This is a genomic window from Phycicoccus sp. Root101 (genome assembly GCF_001426245.1).
Classification (GTDB): Bacteria; Actinomycetota; Actinomycetes; order Actinomycetales; family Dermatophilaceae; genus Pedococcus.
In genome coordinates this window covers 725,999-748,392 of sequence record NZ_LMCM01000001.1, presented here as the reverse complement: position 1 = coordinate 748,392, position 22,394 = coordinate 725,999, and the positions used below count along the sequence as shown (strand labels likewise).

Below are 22,394 nucleotides of genomic sequence, written 5' to 3'. Positions count from 1 at the left end.
GCAAACCACGCCATACGGAAGGGACACACCCATGGCGGCAATGAAGCCGAGGACTGGCGACGGCCCGCTCGAGGTGACCAAGGAAGGTCGCGGCATCGTGCTGCGCATGCCTCTCGAGGGTGGTGGGCGCCTCGTCGTCGAGATGACCCCCGACGAGGTCCGTGCACTGGGCGAGGCCATCGACAACTGCGAGGGCCTCAAGTAGTCCTGCCTCCACAGCTTTCGAGGACCCCCTCCGGCGCCTGCCGGAGGGGGTCCTCGCCTGTGCGGGGCCGCACGGGTCGACCGGTCCACCGAGGGCCACGGGTATGCCGCCGACTCCGGTCGGGTGGGTAGGGTCGGGCCGTGCCTGCTCCAGAACTGCTCGACCCCCCGTCCAGCTCGTGGTCGGTCCGGCCCGACGCGCTCGCCGACGTCCTCGCCGACCTCGACCCGACCGACCTGCTCCTTGCCGTCCCGGTCCACCGGGGCGGCCTGCGCGCGGACTCGGACGCGGCCGGGTGGCTGCCGGTGGTCGGTCTCGACGCCACGGACGTGCAGGCGGCCCACGAGCCCTCCGGCGAACCCGGCGCCGTCACCCGGCTGCCGCTGGTGCCCGGGGAGCGCGCCGCCCGCACGGTGCTGCTGGTCGGGCTGGGTGACGCGGGTCCGGCGGACCTGCGCAGCGCCGGCGCCGCCCTCGGTCGGGCCGGACGCGGCCGGGCCCACCTCGTGGTCGCCGTCACGGGCCTCGACGCGCAGGCCCAGGCAGCTCTCGTGGAGGGCATCGCCCTGGGTGGGTACACCTCGCCGCGCTGGCGTGGTCCCGATGCCACGCCCTCGAGCGCACCGGTGGCAGAGGTGACGCTGGTCGGGACCTTCGACGAGGTGACCTGCCGACGTGCGGTGACCCGGGCCCGGGCCACGATGGTGGCCCGGAACCTCGCGGTCGTCCCCTCCAACACCAAGAACCCGGCGTGGATGGCCGCCCAGGCGCGCACCATCGGGCGTCGGGCCGGGCTGGACGTCAAGGTCTGGACCGAGCGCGACCTCAGGTCCGAGGGCTTCGGTGGGCTCCTCGCGGTCGGGGGCGGATCGGCCACGCCGCCGCGCCTGGTGCAGCTGTCACACGAACCCGCCGGCGCCACCTCGAGCACCCCGCACGTCGTCCTCGTCGGCAAGGGGATCACCTTCGACACCGGTGGCCTCGACATCAAGCCCGCCGAGGGCATGCTGGCCATGAAGACGGACATGTCGGGCTCGGCCATCGTGCTCGCCGTCGTGGCGGCCTGCGCCGCGCTCGACCTCCCGGTACGGGTCACGGGACTGCTCGCGCTCGCCGAGAACGCGGTGAGCGGCAGCGCCTACCGGCCCTCCGACGTCATCACGATGTACGGCGGTCGCACCGTCGAGATCGGCAACACCGACGCCGAGGGCCGCATCGTCATGGCCGACGCCCTGGCCTACGCGGACGCCCACCTCGCGCCGGACGTCCTGCTCGACATCGCCACCCTCACCGGGGCCGCGAGGGTGGCCCTCGGCCGCAGCATGGCACCGGTGTACGCCACCGACGACGCCCTGAGCGACGCCCTGGTGGCGGCCGGCCGGGCCAGCGGCGAGCTGCTGTGGCCGTTCCCCCTGGTGGAGGACTACCGGTTCGCCCTCGACAGCGTCGTGGCCGACGTCAACCACATCGCGGGCACTCCTGTCGGCGCCGGCTCGATCACGGCAGCATTGTTCCTGCGCGAGTTCGTGGGCGAGCGACGCTGGGCGCACCTCGACATCGCCGGGGTGGGTCGTTCCGACGTCGACCGCGGACTCCTCACCAAGGGTGGGACGGGCTTCGGTGCCCGCCTGCTGCTCACCTGGCTGGAGGAGATGGCATGAACGCGGGATACGGGTTGTCGGTGCGCTGGTCGCTCGAGGACGCACCGAAGGACGTCGCGACGTCGTTGCGCGACTACGTGGTCGGCACGTCGATGGCGAAGTTCATGTTCCTCGACGGGCTGGCGTTCAAGACCTGGCGGATGGTCGAGGGGGAGTGGTTCGAGGGCACGTACGTCTTCGACCAGCAGGTCTACCGCGACGACTTCCTCAAGGAGTTCGCCGAGACCGCCGCGGAGTCCGCGGGCAGCGCGATCATCGGCTCGGCGCCGATCCTCATGGAGCCGTTCGAGGTCGTGGCCATCGCCGAGGGACCCGAGCGCTTCCGCCGGGGCCCGGGACCCGGCACCGCCTGAGGGTCAGCGCTTGACGGCCGCGAGGACGCCGTCGCCCACGGGCAGCAGGGCCGGGACGAGCCGGTCGTCGTCGCGCAGCTTCTTGCCGAGGTCGCGCAGCACCGTCGTCTGGGCGTCCCGGGCAGCCGGGTCGGCCACCTTGTCGTGCCACAACATGTTGTCCAGGACCAGCACGCCACCGGAGCGCAGCAGCCGGATCGCGTGGTCGACGTACTCCGGGTACTCGGCCTTGTCCCCGTCGACGACCACCATGTCGTAGGCGCCGTCGGTCATGCGGGGAAGGACGTCCAGCGCCCGTCCCGTGATGACGCGGGTCCGCTGGTGGGCGACGCCCGCCTCGGCGTACGCCTTCTTGGCGACGCCCTGGTGCTCGGCCTCGACGTCGATCGTCGTGAGGATGCCGTCCTCCGGCATCCCCTGGAGCATCCACAGGCCCGAGGTGCCGGCGCCGGTGCCGATCTCCACCACGGAGCGCGCCTTGGCGGCTGCTGCCAGCAGGCGCAGCAGGACTCCGGCACCGTTGCCGACGGGGGTCGCGCCGAGCTCCTCGCCGCGGCGGCGGGCGTTCTCGATCACCTCGTTCTCGGTGACGAACTCCTCGGCGTAGGCCCAGCTGGCCGGCTTCTGTGCACTCATGCGGGAAACCCTACTGCCGCGAACACGCGTCGCCGGCCCCGCGGCATACAGGAAACGCTCAGGTTGTTGGGGAACCATGCAAGCCACTCGGTCGTCTGGACCGAATGCATGGTGTGAGCGCCGCAACGGCGCCCGACGGAGGTGAGGGACGTGACCGCGACCGACACGATCGGCCCGGCCCGACAGGATGTCCAGAGTGACGTCCAGGAGGCCCCCGCCTGGGTGCCCCCGACGTGGGAGGAGATCGTCGAGCAGCACTCGGCGCGCGTCTACCGCCTGGCCTACCGTCTCACCGGCAACCCGCACGACGCCGAGGACCTGACCCACGACGTGTTCATCCGCGTCTTCCGGTCGCTGCACAGCTACCAGCCCGGGACGTTCGAGGGCTGGCTTCACCGCATCACGACCAACGTCTTCCTCGACAAGATGCGGCGCAAGCAGCGCATCCGGTTCGACGCGCTGTCTGACGAGAGTGCGGCCCGCCTCCCCACCCGCGAGGCCGGCCCCGAGGCCGCCTACGACGCCACCCACTTCGACGACGACGTCCAGCGCGCCCTGGACGCCCTCTCACCCGACTTCCGTGCAGCGGTCGTGCTGTGCGACATCGAGGGGCTGTCGTACGAGGAGATCGCGACGACGCTGGGCGTCAAGCTGGGGACGGTGCGTTCGCGCATCCACCGCGGCCGGGCCCAGCTGCGTGAGGCCCTCGCCCACCGCGACCCGACCCTCGACCGCCCCGCGCTCGACATCGACCGCACCCCCGCCCCCGTCTCCCATCGGCGTCTCCCGGTGATCCGCCGCGCGGTCCCGGGGTCGCGGTGAGCCGGCTGGGCCTGCCGGGCGCCCGGTGCCTGGGCGCTGACCTGACCGCGTACGCGGATCGGGCGATGGACGCCGCCACCCTGCTCAAGTGGGACCGGCACGTGGTGGCCTGCACCTGCTGCCGCGCCGCCGTCGACGACGAGCGGCGCGTGCTCGCGTCGTTGCGCTCGCCGTCGGCACCGGAGGTCTCGCGCGACCTTCGGGGGCTGCTCCTCGCGATGGCGAACGATCCCGTCCGCGCCGAAGACGCGTCCGCCGCCGGCGCGGACGTCCGCTCGGCGTGGTCGCTGCCCATGGTCCCGCCGGTCCCGACCGCTCCCGTCCCGGTGATGGACCGGGGCGCCCCGGCGATGCACCGGTCCGCACGTCGGGCCACGATGTTCGCCGGTCTCGCAGCCGGTGCCACGGCTGCCGCCGCGTGGAGCCTGGTCGTCACCGGTGGGAGCCTCACCTCTCCCGCGCCGACGCCCGTCACACCGGGCACGGTCCAGCGGGCCCGTCCGGCCACCCCGGGCTTCGCGACCGCGGCGTTCACCGTCCCGTCCCTCGGGACGAGGGTGACCGCGGCGCCGCCGCGCAGCACGCAGCCCACCTCGTCCACCCCCGACGTGGGCGCGGCGCGGCTGGGTTCGGCACAATCGACCCCATGAGCGACGAGCGTCCCCCGAGCAGCGACCAGCCCGGTCACGAGGCGGGCCAGCACGAGGGCCACGGCCAGACGCAGGAGACCGAGGCCGTCGCCACCCCCGACCCCACTCCTGAACCCGCGGACACCCCCGAACCGGCGCCGGAGCCGGTGTGGTCCGAGGCGACCCCAGCACACCCGGGCCGGCCTGTCCCCGACGGGGCCAGCGTTCCCGAGCCCGCGTCACCGCGGGACGTCACGCCCGTGGAGCCCGCGTGGGACCTCTGGGCGCCGCCGCGCGACGACCAGCCGGTGGCCCAGCCCCAGCAGGGGTATGGCGCCGGTTCGGCTCCCGACCACACCCAGCCGGTCGACCTCTCGCACACCCAGGAGCTCTCCGGCTCCACGGCGTCGGCGGAGGACCCGGTCCAGACCCCGGCCCAGACCCCGGCCCAGACTCCTGCCCAGGCTCCGGCCCGGGAGCAGGCCTGGGCGAGCGAGCCCACCGGCTGGCCGAGCCAGGCCGACCGTGAGCACGGGCCCGGCGACGCCTCCGCCGGTGCGGGCGCGCCCGCGCTCGGCGCGGCAACCCTGGGCGCTGCGGATGCGCCTGCGCCCTCGGCCCAGGGCAGGGGCTGGGACCCGATCTCGGCCACGAGCGCCGATGCCGGGTACGGCGGCCAGCAGGGGCACTGGGTCGGCGGTCAGCCGCTGGCCCCCAGTGCCCCGCACCAGAAGGGCCCGGGCTGGGGTGCCCTCGTCGGGGTCGCGGCCGTCGCCGCGCTCGTCGCGGCGACCCTCGGCGGGATGTTCGGTGGCTGGCTCGGTGCGACCGACCGGCTCGGCTTTGGCAACCTCGACCGCACCGGTACCTCGATCCCGACGGTCGGCGCCGGGGCGACCGCCCGACCCGAGGGCAGCATCGCCAACATCGCGGCCAAGGCGCTGCCCAGCGTCGTGACGATCAAGGTCAAGGGCGCCGACGGTGCCGGGACCGGGTCGGGCTTCGTGCTCGACCGGGACGGCCACATCATCACCAACAACCACGTGGTCGCCAGTGCCGCCGCAGGCGGCACCATCGCGGTGGAGCTGTCCAACGGCACCGAGATCGAGGCGACCATCCTGGGGCGCGACAGCTCCTACGACCTCGCGGTCCTCAAGACCAGCCGGACCGACCTCGTTCCGCTCGTCATCGGGGCGTCCAAGGACGTCGTCGTCGGTGACCAGGTCATCGCCGTCGGCGCCCCCCTCGGCCTGGAGTCCAGCGTCACCTCGGGCATCGTCAGCGCCCTGAACCGGCCGGTCAGCCCCGGTGGTGACGGCGACCAGCAGTCCTTCATCAACGCGATCCAGACGGACGCCGCGATCAACCCCGGCAACAGCGGCGGTCCGCTGCTCGACATGCAGGGCCACGTCATCGGCATCAACTCCGCCATCGCCCGGATCCCCGGCGCCGCGGACGTGCAGTCCGGCAACATCGGTGTCGGTTTCTCGATCCCGAGCGACCAGGTGGCCAAGACCGCGGCCCAGCTGATCAAGACCGGCAAGGCCGAGCACCCCGTCATCGGGGTGATCCTGGACCGCCAGTACACCGGCAGCGGGGTGAAGATCCTGGCCTCCGGGTCCGGAGCCAGCGCCAACCCCGTCACGCCCGACGGTCCCGCCGGCAAGGCGGGCATCAAGCCCGGTGACGTCATCGTCGAGTTCGACGGACGGCCCGTGTCCGACCCCGACGACCTCGTCGTGGCGATCCGTGCCAAGAGCGTCGGGGACAAGGTGCCGATGAAGGTGCGCCGCGGGAGTGAGACGATCAGCGTCACGGTCACCCTGACCGGTACCTCGGGCAGCTAGGACGACATCACATGATGGACATCAACGGGTGGGAGTTCATCGCCCTGATCGTTCTCGCCGTGGTCATCCTCGGCCCCGAGCGGCTGCCCGAGTATGCCGCGAAGCTGGGCCAGTTCGTCCGCCAGGCGCGGTCGATGGCCGAGGGTGCCAAGGGTCAGCTGCGTGAGCAGATGGGCCCGGAGTTCGACGACATCAACTGGAAGCAGTACGACCCGCGGCAGTACGACCCGCGACGCATCGTGCGCGAGGCGCTGATGGAGCCGGACGCGGACGACGACCACGTCGGCTCCACGGCCCCCGACGTCGTCGCGCACGACCCGTCACGGGCCACGCCGTACGACGTCGACGCGACCTGAGGGACGTCAGCGACCGACGGGCGACAGGCCCAGCGAACGACCAGCGAGGCCGCGCGAGCGCGTGCCCAGGCCGCGCGCGATCCCGCGAAGCGCCACGGCGGCAGCCGAGTCGGGGTTGCGCAGGACGACCGGCACACCCTCGTCAGCACCCTCGCGCAGGTTGGTGTCGAGGGGGATCTGGCCCAGCAGGGGCACGTCCGCCCCGACGGCGCGGGTGAGCGAGTCGGCGACGCGCTGACCGCCACCGGAGCCGAAGATCTCCTGCCGCGAGCCGTCCGGCAGCTCGAGCCACGACATGTTCTCGATGACCCCGACGAGGCGCTGGTGCGTCTGGAGGGCGATCGAGCCCGCACGCTCGGCGACCTCGGCGGCTGCCTGCTGCGGGGTCGTGACGACGAGGATCTCGGCACCGGGGATGAGCTGGGCGACCGAGATGGCGATGTCGCCGGTGCCCGGCGGCAGGTCGAGCAGGAGGACGTCGAGGTCGCCCCAGAAGACGTCGCCCAGGAACTGCTGCAGGGCCCGGTGGAGCATCGGGCCGCGCCACACGACCGGCTGGTTGCCGGGCACGAACATGCCGATCGAGATGACCTTCACCTCGTGGCTGATGGGCGGCAGGATCATGTCGTCGACCTGCGTGGGGCGGTGCTCGACACCGAGCATGCGCGGCACCGAGAACCCGTAGACGTCTGCGTCGACGACCCCGACCCGCAACCCGCTCTGGGCCAGGGAGGCCGCGAGGTTGACGGTGACCGAGGACTTGCCGACGCCGCCCTTGCCGGAGGCCACGGCATACACACGGGTGAGGGAGCCGGGGCGGGCGAACGGGATCTCGCGCTCGGCGACGCCCCCGCGCAGCTGCTGTCGCAGGGCGGTGCGCTGCTCGTCGCTCATGACGCCGAGGGTGACGTCGACGGACGTCACGCCGGGCACCTTCGCCAGGGCGGCGGTGGTGTCCTTGGTCAGCGTGTCCTTCATCGGGCAGCCCGACACGGTCAGGAGGATGGTGACGGCGACCCGGCCGCTCTCGTCGACCGTGCAGCTCTCGACCATGCCGAGCTCGGTCACCGGCTTGCGGATCTCGGGGTCGATGACCGTCGCCAGCGCTTGGTGGAGGGCCTCGTCGGTCACAGGTGCTGCGGGGTGGGGCATGCCCCCATGCTAGGTCGAGGACCCGTCCCGCGAAGAACCGGTCGGGCCGCCGCGGCTGTCATCTCCCTCACGCCGGCGCGACTCGAACCCCCGCTCGTCGAGCTCCTCGAGCAGGCTGCGCAGCTCGGAACGCACGAAGTCGCGCGTCGCGGTGTCGCGCATCGCCAGGCGCAGGGCCGCCACCTCGCGGGTGAGGAACTCGGTGTCGGCGAGGTTGCGCTCGTCTCGGGCCCGGTCCTGCTCGAGGGCCACGCGGTCGCGGTCGGCCTGGCGGTTCTGCGCGAGGAGGATGAGCGGCGCGGCATACGAGGCCTGCAGGCTGAGCATGAGCGTGAGGAAGATGAAGGCGTAGGGGTCCCAGCGCAGGTCAACCGGGCCGAAGGCGTTCCAGCCGATCCACGCGATGACGAACAACGTCATGTAGATCAGGAAGCGCGGCGTCCCCATGAACCGGGCGAAGCGCTCGCTCCAGACGCCGAACGTCTCCTGGTTGACCGACGGCCGGGGCAGCAGCGTGCGACGGGTCTCGCGTGGCTGGTCCAGGCGGGCGGGGGCGCGATTCTGGCGCTCAGCCACGGGTCACCTCGTGCCGCTCCTCGCGCCAGTCGTCGGGCAGGATGTGGTCGAGCACGTCGTCCACGGTGACCGCTCCGACGAGGCGGCCGTCCTCGTCGACCACGGGCACCCCGACGAGGTTGTACGTCGCGAGCATCCGGGTGACCTGGCCCAGGGGCGCCTCGGCCGTCAGGGGCTCGATCTCCTTGTCGAGGATGCTGCCGATGGAGCCGTGCGGGGGTTCGCGCAGCAGGCGCTGGATGTGGACCATGCCGAGGTACTTGCCCGACGGGGTCTCGTGCGGGGCGCGGCAGACGTAGATCGTGGCGGCGAGGGCGGGGGACAGCTCGACCCGGCGCACGACGGCCAGGGCCTCGGCGATGGACGCCTCAGGGCCGAGGATGACCGGCTCGGTGGTCATCATGCCGCCGGCGGACTCCTCGTCGTACGTGAGGAGGCGCCGCAGGTCGGCGGCCTCGTCGGGCTCCATGAGCTGCAGGAGCTCCTCCTGCTTCTCGGTGGTGAGGTTGTGCAGCAGGTCGGTCGCGTCGTCGGGCTCCATGGCCTCGAGGACGTCGGCGGCCCGCTCCACCGGGAGCGAGTCGAGGATCTCCACCTGGTCGTCCTCGGGCAGCTCCTCGAGGACGTCGGCCAGCTTGTCGTCGTCCATCGCCTCGGCGACCTCGGCCCGGCGCTTGGGCGACAGGTCGTGGATGACGTCGGCGAGGTCGGCGGACTTGAGGTCGTCGTAGGTCTCCAGCAGCAGGGCCGCGGACTGGCTGCTCGACGACTGGTGGATGCCGGTGACGTCCTCGACAGGGACCAGCACGGTCGCGCCGCGGCGTCGGCGGAACGGCCCGATCGCGGTCCGGCTGCTCCCGCCCTGGCGCACGAACACCTTCGAGATCGACCAGTCGCGGCTGCGCTCGCGCTCGATGGCGACGTCCTCGACGGTCGCGGAGTACGCGCCCTCCGGGTCGGCGACCGTGACCGGGCGCTCGAGGATCTCGGCCATGACGAGGACCTCGTTGGTGCGCTGCTCGAAGCGGCGCATGTTGACCAGGCCGGTCGTGATGACCTGTCCGCCGTCGACCGAGGTCACGCGGGTCATCGGCACGAAGACGCGACGTCGGCCGGGCACCTCGACGACGAGGCCGATGACGCGTGGTCGGCGCCGTGAGGCCCCGAAGGTGACGACGACGTCGCGCACCCGACCCACCTGGTCACCGAGCGGGTCGAACACGCTCAGGCTGGTCAGGCGGCCCACGAAGACACGCGACGGAGTGCTCACGCCGCAAGGCTATCCGGCTGGTCAGCCGCCGTCAGGGAGGCGGTTGCCGCGACGGCGCCGTGGCCGTCCGCGCCAGTGCCACGGACGCCACGTGGAGGTCGTCGCCTCGGACACCGGCACCGGTGCGGCGCCCGACCCGGTGTCGTAGCTGCCGGGTGCCTCGAGCGGTGCTCCGTAGGGGGTGAGCGCCCGGACCGTGCACTCCCGGGCCCAGCGGTCCAGCGCGTCGGCGGCGGCGTTGAGCCGGCCCGCCTTGAGGGCGTCGGTCGCCACGGCCCAGCGCTCCTCGTCGGGCCGGATCTCCCGCACGCTCGCGGACACGGTGAGGAGGCGTCCGCCGGTGTCCTTGCTGCGGGCCACGAGCGTGACCTCCTCCGGCAGCCACGGCAACGTCTGCTCGCCCGGACCGGAGACGACGTAGACCGTGTCCTCGGCCCAGGCGTGCCAGAAGGGCCAGGCCCGGTCGCCGGGGGGTTGCACCCACATCAGGCCTGACTTGGAGGCTGCCTCGGCGAACAGCGCCGTCACGTTCAGCGGCGGGCTCGCTGGTGCCGTCCCGGGCTGGTCGGGAGCGGTCTCGGTCACACGTGAACTCTGTCATAACCCCCGCGTGACTGTCGCTGCTAGCGTCGCCGCGTGCGCAGCCCCAAGGACTACTTCGCCCCCCTTGCCGTGGGTGCCCCGGCCCCCCTGACGCAGGTGCCCTCGAGGCCCTCCCGGGTCATCCACTTCTTCGACCCGAGCAACGAGAAGATGGCCGCCAAGGTGCCGGCGATGGTCGGCACGGTCGACGTCCTGCTCGGCAACCTCGAGGACGCCGTGAAGGCCGACCGCAAGGTCGCCGCCCGCGAGGGCCTGGTCGCGATCGCGAAGGCGACCGACTTCGGCGACTCCACCCAGCTGTGGACCCGCGTCAACAGCCTCGACAGCCCCTGGGTGCTGGACGACCTGACGACGCTGGTCACCGAGATCGGCGACAAGCTCGACGTCATCATGGTGCCGAAGGTCCAGGGCCCGGAGGACATCCACTACGTCGACCGCCTCCTCGCCCAGCTCGAGGCCAGGGCCGGGCTGACCCGCCCGATCCTGGTGCACGCCATCCTGGAGACCGCCCGCGGCGTCGCGAACGTCGAGGAGATCGCCGGCGCCAGCCCGCGCATGCAGGGGATGTCGCTCGGACCGGCCGACCTCGCGGCCGACCGCCGGATGAAGACGACCCGCGTCGGTGGTGGGCACCCCGGGTACCTCGTCCGCCAGGACCCTCCCGAGGGCGTCGACGACGCCGTGCACGCCGCGCGCGCCACCTACCAGCAGGACCTGTGGCACTACACGATCGCGCGCATGGTCGACGCCTGCGCGATGCACGGGATCTTCCCCTACTACGGTCCCTTCGGTGACATCGCCGACGTCGTCGCGTGCGAGGACCAGTTCCGCAACGCGTTCCTGCTCGGCTGCGTCGGCACGTGGTCGCTGCACCCGGTGCAGGTCGAGATCGCCAAGCGGGTGTTCAGTCCGTCGCCCGAGGACGTGGCCCACGCCCGGCGCGTGGTGGACGCCATGGGTGACGGCACCGGTGCGGTGATGCTCGACGGGAAGATGGAGGACGACGCGAGCCTCAAGCAGTGCCAGGTGGTGCTCGAGCTCGCCGAGCGGCTCGCCAGGACCGATCCCGCACTCGCGCAGGCGTATGCCGTGAAGTCGCCTTCTCTCGAGGGCGAGGGTTCCTGATGGGTGACCTCGGACCGGGTGCAGGCGACGAGGGTGCGCAGGCGGCATACCGGCCTCGTCGTTCGGTCCTCTACATGCCCGCGTCCAACGAGCGGGCCCTGGAGAAGGCCAAGACGCTTCCCGTGGACGCGCTGATCCTCGACCTCGAGGATGCGGTGGCCCCCGACGCGAAGGTCCAGGCACGCGAGAACGCTTGTGCTGCAGCACGATCCGGTGAGTACGGGCCGCGCGAGGTGACCATCCGCATCAACGGCAGCGGGACGCAGTGGCACGAGGAGGACCTCGCGGCGGCGTGCGCGGCAGGCCCCGACGCGGTCGTCGTCCCCAAGGTCGGGTCGGCGCAGGAGGTGCGCGACCTCGTTGCCGCGATGGAGGCAGCCGGGGCCCCGGCACGCACCTCGCTGTGGGCGATGGTGGAGACGCCCGCCGCGATGCTGCACTGCGAGGAGATCGCGGCCGCCTCCGAGCGGCTGACCGTCCTCGTGATGGGGACCAACGACCTCGCCAAGGAGCTGCAGGCCGAGCACGTGCCCGGGCGGCAGCCGCTGCTCACCGGGCTCGGGCTGTGCCTGCTCGCAGCCCGCGCGACGGGCACGGTCATCCTCGACGGCGTCTACAACGACGTCCGTGACGCAGAGGGCTTCGCTGCGGAGTGCCTGCAGGCCAGGCAGCTGGGGTTCGACGGGAAGACGCTGGTGCACCCCGGACAGGTCGAGCCCTGCAACGCGGTGTTCGCGCCGAGCCCCGAAGCCGTGGAGGAGGCCAAGGGCATCCTGCGCGCATGGGAGGACGGGGCCGGAGCAGGGGTCGTGACCTACGGCGGCAGGATGATCGAGAGCCTCCACGTCGACACCGCCCGCCGGGTGCTGACGGTGCACGAAGCGGTCTCGGGGTCCACCTCGACAAGTTGAGAAATCAACTCGAATCGGCAGGCAACCTTTGGCCCCCGCTCCGCGTCTAGGTGAGTGCGGTCGCCCTCGGGGGGAGGGCGACCGCGCCATGTCTGGGGCCGGTGGGCCAGGTCTCGAGTCGGCAACGACACGCATCCGGGACAACCGGTTTGCGTGCTGGTGCGTCACCCTGTGTGAGGTTCCGCAGGTACGGCCTCACCGCGCAGCGACGAGAGGGACACCATGACCCACCACCGACTCGACCCACGCCGTTCGACGACGGTCCTGGCCACGGGCCTGATGGTTGCCGCCACGGCCCTCAGCGGGTGCGGCATGGTGTCGGTCGGGAGCGCGAGCGCCTCGTCGAGCGGACCGGTCGCCGGAGCGGCACCGTCCTCCTCGGACCAGCCGTCCGCCGACACCCCCTCCGCGGACACCCCGAGCGCCGACCCCACGACCAGCGAGCCCACCGAGGCGACGCCGGCCGTCCCCAGCGACACGGCAACGGCCACGCCGACGACGAAGCCGGCCACGAAGCCGGCTCCGGCGCCGACCACGCCGAAGCCGACCACCAAGCCCGCCCCCACTCCGACCGCGCCGAAGCCACAGCCGGTCCCGACGGAGGGCGACACCCTCCACGTCGGCGACTCGGGGCCGTACGTGAAGTCGGTGCAGCAGCGGCTCTCATCGCTCGGCTACTGGAACGGCACCGCGGACGGCGAGTTCGGCCTGCTGACGTCGCAGGCCGTGATGGCCTTGCAGAAGGCCGCCGGCCTGGGCCGTGACGGTGTGTACGGGCCCTCGACCCGGAAGGCCCTCCAGGCGGGGACCCGCCCGCAGTCGCGCATCGGTGGCACCGGCATCGAGATCGACAAGGCCCGACAGCTGCTGCTCGTGGTCCGCGGTGGGCGCGTCACGACGATCCTCAACACCAGCACCGGGAGCGGCGAGACGTACACCTCGAGGGGCAGCCAGCACGTCGCGAACACCCCGGCCGGGACGTTCAGCACCTTCCGCTCCGTCGACCACCTCGACAAGGGCCCGCTCGGCGACCTCTGGCGCCCCCGGTACTTCAACGGTGGCATCGCCGTCCACGGGGCGGCGTCGATCCCCGGATACCCGGCGTCGCACGGCTGCGCCCGCGTGAGCAACCCGGCGATGAACATGATCTGGGCCGACAACCTGATGCCGATCGGTAGCCGCGTCGTCGTCTACTGACGCGGATCGCTCAGAGCTGCTTGGCGATCCACTCGAGCTGGCCCCGGGCGTGCTCGCGCCAGTAGGTGTTCGTGTGGCCTCCGGCGTCGACGGTCAGGGTCGCTGACGGGAGTACCTTCGCGAAGGCACGGTTCGCCGCCACGAAGGGGTCGCGGTCCCCGCAGTCGAGCCGGACGGGGAGGCCCGCGAGGACGTCGGCCCGGTCGAACACGTCGTGCGCGACGAAGTCCTCCCGGTCGTCGAACGCACCCGAGGCGCTCGCGCCCGGGCCGGTCCAGAGGGCCGCACTCTCGGCGACCACGGCGCCCACGCCCTCACGACCGAGCTGTGACGCCAGCAACAGGGCCCCGTAGCCGCCCATCGACCACCCGAGGAGGGCCACCGGGCCGCCGTACCCGCCCTCGTTGCGGGCGAGCGGCAGGAAGTCGTCGACGACCATGGCCCCCGTGTCCACGCCGCTGCGGCGCCGGTGCCAGTAGGAGTCGCCGCCGTCGACCGAGGCGATGGTGAGCCCGGTCGCCGCCACGTGCTCGTCGAGGTGCAGCGAGTCGAACGCCGAGCGCGCGCTGCCGCTCTTGCCGTGCAGGACGACGACGAGCGGGCTGGCGCCGCGCCCGGAGTCGGGGAGGGCCATCTCCCACCGGATGTCGTGGTCCGGCCAGTGACGGCTGCGCAGGGTCCCGGACCGGCGCCGGGGGCCGCTGGCGCCGCACCCCGCGAGGCCGAGAGCTGCTCCGGCTGCGCCGAGGAGCACCCCGCGCCGGCTCACCGTGGACATGCCGCGAGCCTAGCCGCGCCCCGCTGGGCGCTCGGTCGCCGCGCCTCACCACCGGGCGGTCGAGGCGGCGACGAGGTCACCGAGGAGCTCGCCCTCGTCGACCGCCAGGCCCCGGGTGGTGAACCAGCGGCACATGTTCGTGACGTCGCGCTCCAGGAACTCGAACCCGCGCGGGTTGCCGATGATGTCGACGATCTGGGGCCAGTCGATGACGACGAGGCGGTCGTGGTGGAGCAGGACGTTGTACGGCGAGAGGTCGCCGTGGGTCCAGCCCCGCTCCGCCAGGACGACCATGACCGAACGCAGCTGCTCGAAGAGCTCGGGCAGCAGGGCCGCCTCCGGTCGCGCCTGGGCCAGCCGCGGTGCGGCCACTCCGTCGGCGCCGATGAACTCCATGAGCATCTCGCGATCGCTGAGCTGCACGGGGTAGGGAACGGGGATCCCCATCTCCCACAACGTTCCCAGGGCCTCGAACTCCGCGATGGCCCACTGCCCGGAGAGCAGCTCCCTGCCGAACTCGGTGCGTCGTGCCATGGCTCGCATCTCGCGGCTGCGACGGACCCGGCGTCCCTCCTGGTAGCCGGCGTCGCGGTGGAACATCCGGTGCTCGCCGGTGCGGTAGCGCTTGGCGGCGAGGAAGCTGTCGACCGCCGGCTCGGTCGTGCCGTCGGGGATCCAGCGACGGACGATGTGGACGTCCGCCTCCTTGCCCGTCTTGAGGACGCCGAGGTCGGTCTCGACGGCGCCGAGCGCGGTGATGACCCAGTCGGGTCGGGGTTTCGGACCGTGCGTGGCACCGTCCCAGCTCGACCAGCGCTCGCCCTCGGGCGGGTCGTCGGGAAGGCTGTCGAACGAGAAGAGGTCAGCCCCTGGAAGGGCCGCGGACTCCTTGAACTGCATGGGTGAACTCCAAGGGAAGAGGGGAGAGGGCACAGGTGGTGCCCGGGACCGTCGTGGACATCTCGACCCTCCGTCTCTTCCGGTGTGGAGCTCGGGCGCGGGCTCGGCTGCCCAGCGCTTCCGGTGAGAGCGTGACAGACCGGTATGCCGCCCCGCCACCGATTTACCGACGCTGCACCTCCCCGCGGGTGGGGAGGCTCACACGAGCTGAACCTGTGCCGGGACCGAGCCGCTCGGCATACTCGCGGGAGGTTTCCTTTCCCGCGAACGCAAGGTGGCGATCCCCGGATGTCCCGACTCCAGCAGACCGACGGACTGAGCGACGAGCAGGTCGAGCTGGTCAAGCTCGTCAAGGAGTTCGTCGACGAGCAGATCATCCCGGTGGCGCAGGAGCTCGAGCACGCCGACGAGTACCCGACGCAGATCGTCGAGGGCATGAAGGAGATGGGGATCTTCGGGTTGATGATCCCCGAGGAGTACGGCGGCCTCGGCGAGTCCCTGCTGACCTATGCGCTCGTGGTGGAGGAGATCGCCCGGGGCTGGATGTCCGTGAGCGGCATCATCAACACGCACTTCATCGTCGCCTACATGCTGCTGCAGCACGGCACCGAGGAGCAGAAGCAGCGGTACCTGCCGCGGATGGCGACCGGTGAGGTGCGAGGGGCGTTCTCGATGAGCGAGCCGGGTCTGGGGTCGGACGTCTCGGCGATCAAGTCCAAGGCCGTCAAGGGCGGCGGCGAGGGCGACGCGACCGAGTGGACCCTGACCGGCCAGAAGATGTGGCTCACGAACGGCGGCAGCGCGAATCTCGTTGCGGTGCTGGTGAAGTCGGACCTCGGCGCCGACTCGGTCTACAAGAACATGACGACCTTCCTCGTCGAGAAGGAGCCCGGCTTCGGCGAGACCGCGCAGGGCGTCACCATCCCCGGGAAGATCGAGAAGATGGGCTACAAGGGTGTCGACACCACCGAGCTCGTCCTCGACGGGCACCGCACCACGTCGGCGCAGATCCTCGGTGGCGAGCCGGGCAAGGGCTTCTACCAGATGATGGACGGCGTCGAGGTGGGCCGCGTCAACGTCGCGGCCCGCGCCTGCGGCGTCTCGATGCGGGCCTTCGAGCTCGGGATCGCCTACTCCCAGCAGCGCGAGACGTTCGGCAAGAAGATCGCCGAGCACCAGGGCATCCTCTTCCGCCTTGCCGACATGGCCACCAAGGTCGAGGCCAGCCACCAGATGATGGTGAAGGCCGCCCGGCTCAAGGACGCCGGCAAGCGCAACGACCTCGAGGCAGGGATGGCCAAGTACCTCGCCTCCGAGAACTGCGCGGACGTGGTCGAGCAGTCGTTCCGCATCCACGGTGGCTACGGGTACTCGAAGGAGTACGAGATCGAGCGGCTGTACCGCGAGGCCCCGATGCTCCTCATCGGCGAGGGCACCGCCGAGATCCAGAAGATGATCATCGGTCGGCGCCTGCTCGAGGACTTCGCGCTCAAGACGTAGCAGCGCACCCGGGAGCGGGCTCAGTACCTCGGTGCTGCCGGCAACCCGAAGTAGTCCTCGATGGTGTGGAACCCACCGGCCTTGTAGTCGCGTGACGTCGCGGCGCCGAGGTAGCGGAAGTGCCACGGCTCGGGGCTGTAGCCCGTGGTCGGGGTGCGCCCGCTCTCGTAACGCAGGACGAATCCGAACCGGGGGGCGTTGGCCGCGAGCCAGCGGCCCTGCGGGGTGTTGCCGATGCAGCGGTAGTCGTTGCAGCTGGGGTCACCCACGGGTGACAGGTCCATGCCGAGTCCGGTCTGGTGCTCGCTGTAGCCGGGCCGGGCGACCACCTTGTCGGCGGCGGCCACGCCCCGCAGTGCGACCTCGGCGTTGTAGACCTGCACCTGGTAGGAGTAGGAGCGGTAGCCGCTGAGGAGCGCGATGCGACCGGCGCCCTCGGCTCTAGCGGCGTCGATCATCGTCTTGAGCGCGGCGGCAGCGTCCCTGCGGAGCTTGTGGCCGTTGATCGTCGCGACGTCGGGCTGGACGAGGCCGCTGGGTGCATAGCTCTTGGGGCTGAGGCGTCGCTGCTTGTTGGCGACCACCCACAGGCTGTCCGCGGCCGTCAGGCTCCCACAGGTTCCGAGCGTCCCGACGTACCCGCGGATCGCTGCCGGACCGCCGACGAGCCGAACCCTCGAGATGGCCGTACGACTCAGCTCTGTGCGCACGGAACCGTTGGCGCAGTAGGCGTAGGAGAGGTACAGGGGTCGCTTGGACCGCCCCGCGAGCACCCCGACGGCGAGGGCGTCGGCGAAGCCGTTCCCCGCGGCCACGTAGGCGTCCCCCCGGGAGAGGGACGGGAACGCCCGGCTGTTGACGGCGATCGTGGTGGTGTACCGGTCGGCGCCGGCGGAGCGGGTCACCGCCGAGGAGCCGACGAGGGACCGCAGACCCGACTCGATGCCGCTGGAGACCACCCCGCTGCCGCCCGCGATCCGCACCGTCGTCACACCGAGGTCCTTGAGCAGCTGGCTGGTCGCAGCGGGCACTGTGCGCGAACGACCGTCGACGAGGACGACGGGACCGCCTGCGGCGGAGGCCGCGGGGCCGGCGGAGAGGGCGTCGGCATACCCCTGGCCGGTGGCGACCCAGGCGGTGCGGGCGCCGGACGGGAAGCCCTCCCGCGCGACCGCCGCGGAGGTGGCGTAGCGATCGGCCCCCGAGATCCGGCTCACGGGGAGGCCGAGGGCGCTGACGTCCCGCATCGCCTTGGCGGAGACCGCCCCGGCGCCGCCGACGACCACGACACGGTCGGGCGCCAGGCGACGCAGCTCGGTCGCCGTCGATGCGGTGAGTCGGTCGGGCTGGGTGAGGAGCAGCCCGCCGGCACGGGCCACCGCGGTCGGGCCGGCAGCCAGGGCGTCCGCGTAGTCGGCCCCGGAGGCGAGGTACACGGTGGTCAGGCCCGCCGGGTTCGCGCTCGGGAAGGCAGCCCGGGAGGCGGCGACGGCGGTGGCGTAGCGGTCGGCGCCCGCGAGGCGGTCCGTGGTCGGGGCGGCGGCAGCGGTGACGGGAGACGGCACCGGGCCGGCGTCGGGACCGACGTCCCGGGTGGTGGCCTTGCCGGCGCGGGCGTCGGGATCGGCCCTGGGTGCCGCGTGCGCCGTTGCCGGGACGGCGAGGAGGGCGATCGCGGCACAGGCCGAGACCGCCCTGGCGCGACGGAGAGTGCTGGCCGGGGACACCACTCCAGAGTGACACCTTCCCCGAACGGGCGCGAGGGTGGTGTCCCCGTCACGGCTGAACAGGGGAGGACCGGACCCCGGCCGTTCAGGCAACGTCCAGCGGGCTTTGACACACTGGGGGCATGAGCACGCAGCCCACCGCCCTCAGTCGCTCCCGCGCCGTCCTCGCGCTGGAGTACCCGATGTCCCTGGGCCGGTACGACACCTACGACAAGGCGCAGCGGGCGGTCGACTACCTGTCGGACCACGAGTTCCCGGTGCAGAACGTCCTCATCGTCGGCACCGACCTCAAGCAGCTCGAGAGGGTGACCGGACGCCTGACCCGCGGACGGGCTGCCCTCGGCGGGCTCATCTCCGGCGCCTGGCTCGGCCTGTTCGTCGGCGCGGCCTTCGCCCTGTTCGACAACCAGGGCCTGTCCGGCATCCTCGCGACGGTGGCCTTCGGCGCCTTGTTCGGCGTCGTGTGGAGCCTCCTCGGCTACCAGATCGCCCGGGGCCCGAGGGACTTCACCTCGGTCATGCAGGTCGTGGCCACGCAGTACGAGGTCCTCGTCGAGCACAAGTTCGCCGCCCAGGCCCGTGAGCTGCTCACCCAGATGGACCCGATGGCCGCTGCCCAGGCGCAGGCCCCGGCGAACCTCGAGGCTGCTCGGCAGCAGCAGGCGCACCCGGGTCAGCAACCCCCGCCCGCCTGACGGAGCCACCCGGCACACCCACAGCCGGTCCCCGGCGGCGCACCCGCAGCCGGTCCCTGGATGCGTGACCTCGGGGGATGGGCAGGACGGACGCCGGGTCGTACGCTGCCGGGATGAGCGAGCCCGCCGGTGACCGACCCGCCCTCGTCGACTTCGGTGACGACTTCTCCTCCGTCCTGTGCGTGGTCGCGCACCCGGACGACATCGAGTACGGCACCGCGGCAGCCGTGGCGAAGTGGACCGCGGCCGGCAAGACCGTCACCTACTTCCTGCTGACCCGCGGCGAGGCGGGGATCGACACGATGCACCCCGACCAGGCGGCCGGTGTCCGCGAGCAGGAGGAACGGGACGGCGCCGCGCTCGTGGGGGTGACCGAGGTCGACTTCGGCGACCACCGCGACGGGAACGTCGAGTACGGGCTCCCACTGCGCCGGGACATCGCCCGCGAGATCCGGCGCCGCAAGCCGGACGTGGTCGTCACCGGTCACTACGGGGACCGGTTCGTCCAGGGGATGCTCAACCAGGCCGACCACCGGGCCGTCGGGCTCGCCTGCGTCGACGCGGTGGCCGACGCCGGGAACCGCTGGATCTTCCCCGAGCTGGTCGACGAGGGGTTCGAACCCTGGAACGTCAAGCGGCTCTGCTTCGGCGGCTCACCCACCCCCACCCACTTCGTCGACGTCACCGACCACGTCGAGCAGTCGGTGGCCTCGCTCGAGGCCCACGCGGCCTACAACGCGGCCCTGCCCGACACGTTCCCCAAGCCGGCCGAGCTGATCGGCATGATCCTCGGGTGGGGTGGTCAGGCGGCCGGCGTCGACAAGGCGCTGACCCTCGACGTGGTGGACCGCCGCTGAACGAGGCACGACACGTCGCGCCTCGCTCAGCGACTCAGCGGGACTGGACCTCGGCGATCCAGGCCTCGACGTCCTGGGACGTGCGCGGCATGCCGGCGGACAGGTTCTCGTGGCCGTCGGTGGTCACCAGGACGTCGTCCTCGATGCGCACCCCGATGCCACGGAACCGCTCGGGTGCCTTGAGGTCGTCAGCCTTGAAGTAGAGCCCCGGCTCGACGGTGAGGACCATGCCGGGCACGAGCTCGGCGTCCATGTACTCCTCGCGCGTCGCGAGCGCGCAGTCGTGCACGTCGAGGCCGAGGTGGTGGCTGGTGCCGTGCACCATCCAGCGGCGGTGGTACTGACCGTGCTCCTTGTCGAGGGTCCCCTCGACGTCGACGCCCTCCGGCAGCAGACCCCAGGAGTGCAGGTGCTCGGCGATCACGCGGATCGCGGCGGCGTGCACGTCGGAGAACTTGTTGCCGGGCTTGACCGCTGCGAGGCCGGCCTCCTGCGCGGCATACACGGCGTCGTAGATCTCGCGCTGCGCGTCGGAGAAGGTGCCGTTGACGGGGAGCGTGCGGGTGATGTCGGCGGTGAAGAGGGAGTCCACCTCGACCCCTGCGTCGAGCAGGATGAGGTCGCCGTCGTTGATCTCCCCGGTGTTCTTGATCCAGTGCAGCGTGGTGGCGTGGTCGCCGGCGGCGCAGATGGAGTCGTAGCCGACACCGTTGCCCTCGTGCCGGGCGGTGAGGCCGAAGACGCCCTCGACCCAGCGCTCGCCGCGGCCGTTGGCCAGCGCCTCGGGCAGGTCGGCGATGACCGCCTCGAACCCGTGGTGGGTCGCCTCGACGGCCTTGCGCATCTCTTCGACCTCCCACTCGTCCTTGGTCAGGCGCAGGTGGGAGAGGAAGTGGGCGAGCTCGTCGTCGCTCTCGGTGAGCTCGTCCTGATCGGTGTTCTCCGAGGCGCGTGCGGCGTCGAGCTGGCGGGTGAGGTCGCGGTCGGCGTCACGCACGACGCGGACGGTCACCTCGCCCGAGTCCTTGACCGCGGCATCGGCGAACTCGTCGATGTGGCGGGCGGTGAGGCCGAGCTCGGTCTCGATGTCCTCGATGGTGGGGCGTGCGCCGACCCAGAACTCGCCGTACCTGGAGTCGGCGAAGAACTCGTCGCTGTCACGACCCGCGAGGGGACGGAAGTAGAGGATGGACTCGTGCGAGCCGTCGTCGCGGGGCTCGAGGACGAGGACGGCGTCCGGCTCCCGGTCACCGCCGAGGCCGGTCAGGTGGACGAACGCCGTGTGGGGCCGGAACACGTAGTCGGTGTCGTTGCTGCGCACCTTGAGGCCCCCGGCGGGGATGACCAGGCGGTCGCCCTCGTAGGCGGCGCTCACGGCGGCACGCCGGTCCGCGGCATACCGGGCGGCCTCGCTCAGCCCGGTGGCACCCGGGGTGCGCGGTGCCCAGTCCTCGGCGACGAACGCGCGGAACTCGTCGGTCGTCGGGCGGGCGCGGTTCTCCGGCTTGGTCTGCTCTTCGCTGCTCACGGCGCCATCGTGCCATGGAGGTATGACGTGTCGCAGCCCCCGGGGCGGGCCCTCAGCTCGGCGCGAGAAGCGCGAGCACGGCCTTCTCGATGGCGGCCTGACGGCGTTCGGGGCTGCGGAACCGGCTGGGGTCGACGTCGATCGTCGTGCCCGACTCGTAGCTGTCGAGGACGCGCGGGTCGATGTAGGAGTTCTTGGCGATGGTGGGAGTGTTGCCGAGGTAGCTGGCCACCTCCTCGACGGCGGCCTTGATGGCGCGCTTGCGTGAGGTCTTGGTGTCGCCGGGCTCGTTGCTGGAGCGGAGGGCGACCGCTGCCAGCACCGTCGCGTGCCACGTCCGGAAGTCCTTCGCGGTCATCTCGCCGCCGAGCAGCTCGGCGAGGTAGGCGTTCACCGTGGTGGCGTCGAGGTCGGACCACCGCTTCGCGTCCTGGTAGGCCAGCAGCCGCCTGCTCGCCGAGCGCCGCTTGCGCAGCCGGTCGAGCGCCTCCATCGCGGCCGTGTCGTCGATCTCGATGCAGTGCTCGATCCCCGACTTCCCCACGAAGCAGAACACGATGACGTCACCCTTGCGCGTGACGTGCTGGCGCTCCAGGGTCGTCAGCCCGAACGACCCGTTGTCCTCGGTGTACGCGTCGCTGCCGATGCGGAAGTAGCCCAGGTCGAGCAGCCGGACGGCCACGGCGGACGCCCGGCCGCGCGGCATACCCTCCAGCGCGAGGTCCGCGAGGACCCGCTTGCGCGCGGCCGGCAGGCGGGCGGCGGCGCCCAGCACGCGGTCGAACTTCGCGGCGTCCCGCTTGATCCGCCAGTCCGGGTGGTACAGGTACTGCCGACGGCCGGCCGCGTCGCTCCCGACGGCCTGGATGTGGCCGTTGGGGACGGGGCAGATCCAGACGTTCTCCCACGCTGGGGGGATGACGAGGGCGCGGATGCGTTCGACGTCGGCGGCGGGGAGACGGGCGCCGTCGGCGTCGAGGTAGACGAACCCCTTGCCGGCCCGGCGACGGGTCCAGCCACGGGAGGCGGGGGAGACGGTGCGCAGGCGAGCCATGGTGGGACCCTA

The 22,394-nt window shown here is 71.9% G+C and carries 23 protein-coding genes; 13 read left to right on the top strand and 10 right to left on the bottom strand.

The features are described from left to right. The first annotated feature begins 31 nt into the window (after window positions 1-31). The 3 genes from ASC58_RS20425 to ASC58_RS03450 all read left to right on the top strand — a co-directional run bounded on the left by ASC58_RS20425 (window position 32) and on the right by ASC58_RS03450 (window position 2,219). Entirely contained in the window at window positions 32-205 is a 174-nt protein-coding gene (locus ASC58_RS20425) for a DUF3117 domain-containing protein (protein ID WP_082552876.1), read from the top strand. Between the two features lie 140 nt (window positions 206-345). Further along, window positions 346-1,866: a M17 family metallopeptidase gene (locus ASC58_RS03455; RefSeq protein WP_056918341.1), complete on the top strand. Its 1,521-nt coding sequence runs from the start codon at window positions 346-348 to the stop codon at window positions 1,864-1,866. Beyond that, entirely contained in the window at window positions 1,863-2,219 is a 357-nt protein-coding gene (locus ASC58_RS03450; protein WP_056915380.1) for a hypothetical protein, read from the top strand. Before ASC58_RS03455 ends, ASC58_RS03450 begins: the two co-directional genes overlap by 4 nt. Before the next feature lie 3 nt (window positions 2,220-2,222). Here the strand turns inward: ASC58_RS03450 and ASC58_RS03445 are convergent, their stop codons facing one another. Next, window positions 2,223-2,855 carry an O-methyltransferase gene (locus ASC58_RS03445; RefSeq protein WP_056915379.1) on the bottom strand — a complete coding sequence of 211 codons (633 nt, stop codon included), beginning with the start codon at window positions 2,853-2,855 and terminating at the stop codon, window positions 2,223-2,225. A 168-nt stretch (window positions 2,856-3,023) separates the two neighbouring features. Here ASC58_RS03445 and sigE point away from each other — a divergent pair, with 168 nt between their 5' ends. The 4 genes from sigE (at window position 3,024) to ASC58_RS03425 (ending at window position 6,509) form a co-directional block, all read left to right on the top strand. Beyond that, entirely contained in the window at window positions 3,024-3,677 is a 654-nt protein-coding gene (gene sigE / locus ASC58_RS03440) for an RNA polymerase sigma factor SigE (RefSeq protein ID WP_200947726.1), read from the top strand. A gap of 65 nt (window positions 3,678-3,742) precedes the next feature. Further along, window positions 3,743-4,327 carry a hypothetical protein gene (locus ASC58_RS03435; protein ID WP_056915377.1) on the top strand — a complete coding sequence of 195 codons (585 nt, stop codon included), beginning with the start codon at window positions 3,743-3,745 and terminating at the stop codon, window positions 4,325-4,327. Then, window positions 4,324-6,153: a trypsin-like peptidase domain-containing protein gene (locus ASC58_RS21495; RefSeq protein WP_056918339.1), complete on the top strand. Its 1,830-nt coding sequence runs from the start codon at window positions 4,324-4,326 to the stop codon at window positions 6,151-6,153. Before ASC58_RS03435 ends, ASC58_RS21495 begins: the two co-directional genes overlap by 4 nt. A gap of 11 nt (window positions 6,154-6,164) precedes the next feature. Further along, complete coding sequence (locus tag ASC58_RS03425; protein WP_056915375.1) at window positions 6,165-6,509, top strand: twin-arginine translocase TatA/TatE family subunit; 345 nt, start codon at window positions 6,165-6,167, stop codon at window positions 6,507-6,509. A gap of 6 nt (window positions 6,510-6,515) precedes the next feature. On the opposite strand, the gene ASC58_RS03420 is transcribed toward ASC58_RS03425, so the two are convergent. Genes ASC58_RS03420 through ASC58_RS03405 form a run of 4 tightly spaced genes read right to left on the bottom strand, consistent with a single transcriptional unit; the run spans window position 6,516 to window position 10,092 of the window. After that, entirely contained in the window at window positions 6,516-7,661 is a 1,146-nt protein-coding gene (locus ASC58_RS03420; protein WP_056915374.1) for an Mrp/NBP35 family ATP-binding protein, read from the bottom strand. 9 nt (window positions 7,662-7,670) lie between these two features. Continuing rightward, complete coding sequence (locus tag ASC58_RS03415) at window positions 7,671-8,237, bottom strand: DUF1003 domain-containing protein (protein WP_082552874.1); 567 nt, start codon at window positions 8,235-8,237, stop codon at window positions 7,671-7,673. After that, on the bottom strand, window positions 8,230-9,507 hold the full coding sequence (locus tag ASC58_RS03410; RefSeq protein WP_056915373.1) for a magnesium transporter MgtE N-terminal domain-containing protein: 1,278 nt from the start codon (window positions 9,505-9,507) through the stop codon (window positions 8,230-8,232). The genes ASC58_RS03415 and ASC58_RS03410 overlap by 8 nt, the downstream gene beginning before the upstream one ends. Before the next feature lie 21 nt (window positions 9,508-9,528). After that, window positions 9,529-10,092 carry a hypothetical protein gene (locus tag ASC58_RS03405; protein WP_235529068.1) on the bottom strand — a complete coding sequence of 188 codons (564 nt, stop codon included), beginning with the start codon at window positions 10,090-10,092 and terminating at the stop codon, window positions 9,529-9,531. 51 nt (window positions 10,093-10,143) lie between these two features. Between ASC58_RS03405 and ASC58_RS03400 the strand changes: the two genes are divergently transcribed. From ASC58_RS03400 to ASC58_RS20415, 3 genes are all read left to right on the top strand, one after another. Next, window positions 10,144-11,235 (top strand): CoA ester lyase, encoded by a 1,092-nt coding sequence (locus tag ASC58_RS03400; protein WP_056918338.1) that lies wholly within the window; start codon window positions 10,144-10,146, stop codon window positions 11,233-11,235. Further along, window positions 11,235-12,146: a CoA ester lyase gene (locus ASC58_RS03395; protein ID WP_056918337.1), complete on the top strand. Its 912-nt coding sequence runs from the start codon at window positions 11,235-11,237 to the stop codon at window positions 12,144-12,146. The genes ASC58_RS03400 and ASC58_RS03395 overlap by 1 nt, the downstream gene beginning before the upstream one ends. Window positions 12,147-12,368: 222 nt before the next feature. Further along, a complete protein-coding gene (locus ASC58_RS20415; protein WP_235529067.1) occupies window positions 12,369-13,343 on the top strand; it encodes a L,D-transpeptidase family protein in 975 nt (324 codons plus the stop codon). Between the two features lie 10 nt (window positions 13,344-13,353). On the opposite strand, the gene ASC58_RS03385 is transcribed toward ASC58_RS20415, so the two are convergent. Continuing rightward, on the bottom strand, window positions 13,354-14,121 hold the full coding sequence (locus tag ASC58_RS03385) for an alpha/beta hydrolase family protein (protein WP_056918336.1): 768 nt from the start codon (window positions 14,119-14,121) through the stop codon (window positions 13,354-13,356). Window positions 14,122-14,166: 45 nt separating this feature from the next. Then, on the bottom strand, window positions 14,167-15,021 hold the full coding sequence (locus ASC58_RS03380) for a serine protein kinase RIO (RefSeq protein WP_056915369.1): 855 nt from the start codon (window positions 15,019-15,021) through the stop codon (window positions 14,167-14,169). Window positions 15,022-15,309: 288 nt separating this feature from the next. On the opposite strand from ASC58_RS03380, the gene ASC58_RS03375 reads away from it, so the two are divergent. Next, a complete protein-coding gene (locus tag ASC58_RS03375) occupies window positions 15,310-16,521 on the top strand; it encodes an acyl-CoA dehydrogenase family protein (protein WP_056918335.1) in 1,212 nt (403 codons plus the stop codon). Between the two features lie 20 nt (window positions 16,522-16,541). Here ASC58_RS03375 and ASC58_RS03370 read toward each other — a convergent pair whose 3' ends face one another. Beyond that, on the bottom strand, window positions 16,542-18,248 hold the full coding sequence (locus tag ASC58_RS03370) for a cell wall-binding repeat-containing protein (protein WP_162246809.1): 1,707 nt from the start codon (window positions 18,246-18,248) through the stop codon (window positions 16,542-16,544). Between the two features lie 122 nt (window positions 18,249-18,370). Here ASC58_RS03370 and ASC58_RS03365 point away from each other — a divergent pair, with 122 nt between their 5' ends. Together ASC58_RS03365 and ASC58_RS03360 are read left to right on the top strand one after the other, a co-directional pair. Then, window positions 18,371-18,943, top strand: a complete 573-nt coding sequence (locus tag ASC58_RS03365; RefSeq protein WP_056918333.1) for a general stress protein — start codon at window positions 18,371-18,373, stop codon at window positions 18,941-18,943. Window positions 18,944-19,056: 113 nt separating this feature from the next. Then, entirely contained in the window at window positions 19,057-19,800 is a 744-nt protein-coding gene (locus ASC58_RS03360; RefSeq protein ID WP_056918465.1) for a PIG-L deacetylase family protein, read from the top strand. A gap of 34 nt (window positions 19,801-19,834) precedes the next feature. On the opposite strand, the gene ASC58_RS03355 is transcribed toward ASC58_RS03360, so the two are convergent. Together ASC58_RS03355 and ASC58_RS03350 are read right to left on the bottom strand one after the other, a co-directional pair. Beyond that, complete coding sequence (locus ASC58_RS03355; RefSeq protein WP_056918332.1) at window positions 19,835-21,328, bottom strand: aminopeptidase P family protein; 1,494 nt, start codon at window positions 21,326-21,328, stop codon at window positions 19,835-19,837. Window positions 21,329-21,380: 52 nt separating this feature from the next. Then, entirely contained in the window at window positions 21,381-22,382 is a 1,002-nt protein-coding gene (locus tag ASC58_RS03350; protein WP_056915364.1) for a DNA topoisomerase IB, read from the bottom strand. Window positions 22,383-22,394: the final 12 nt, after the last annotated feature.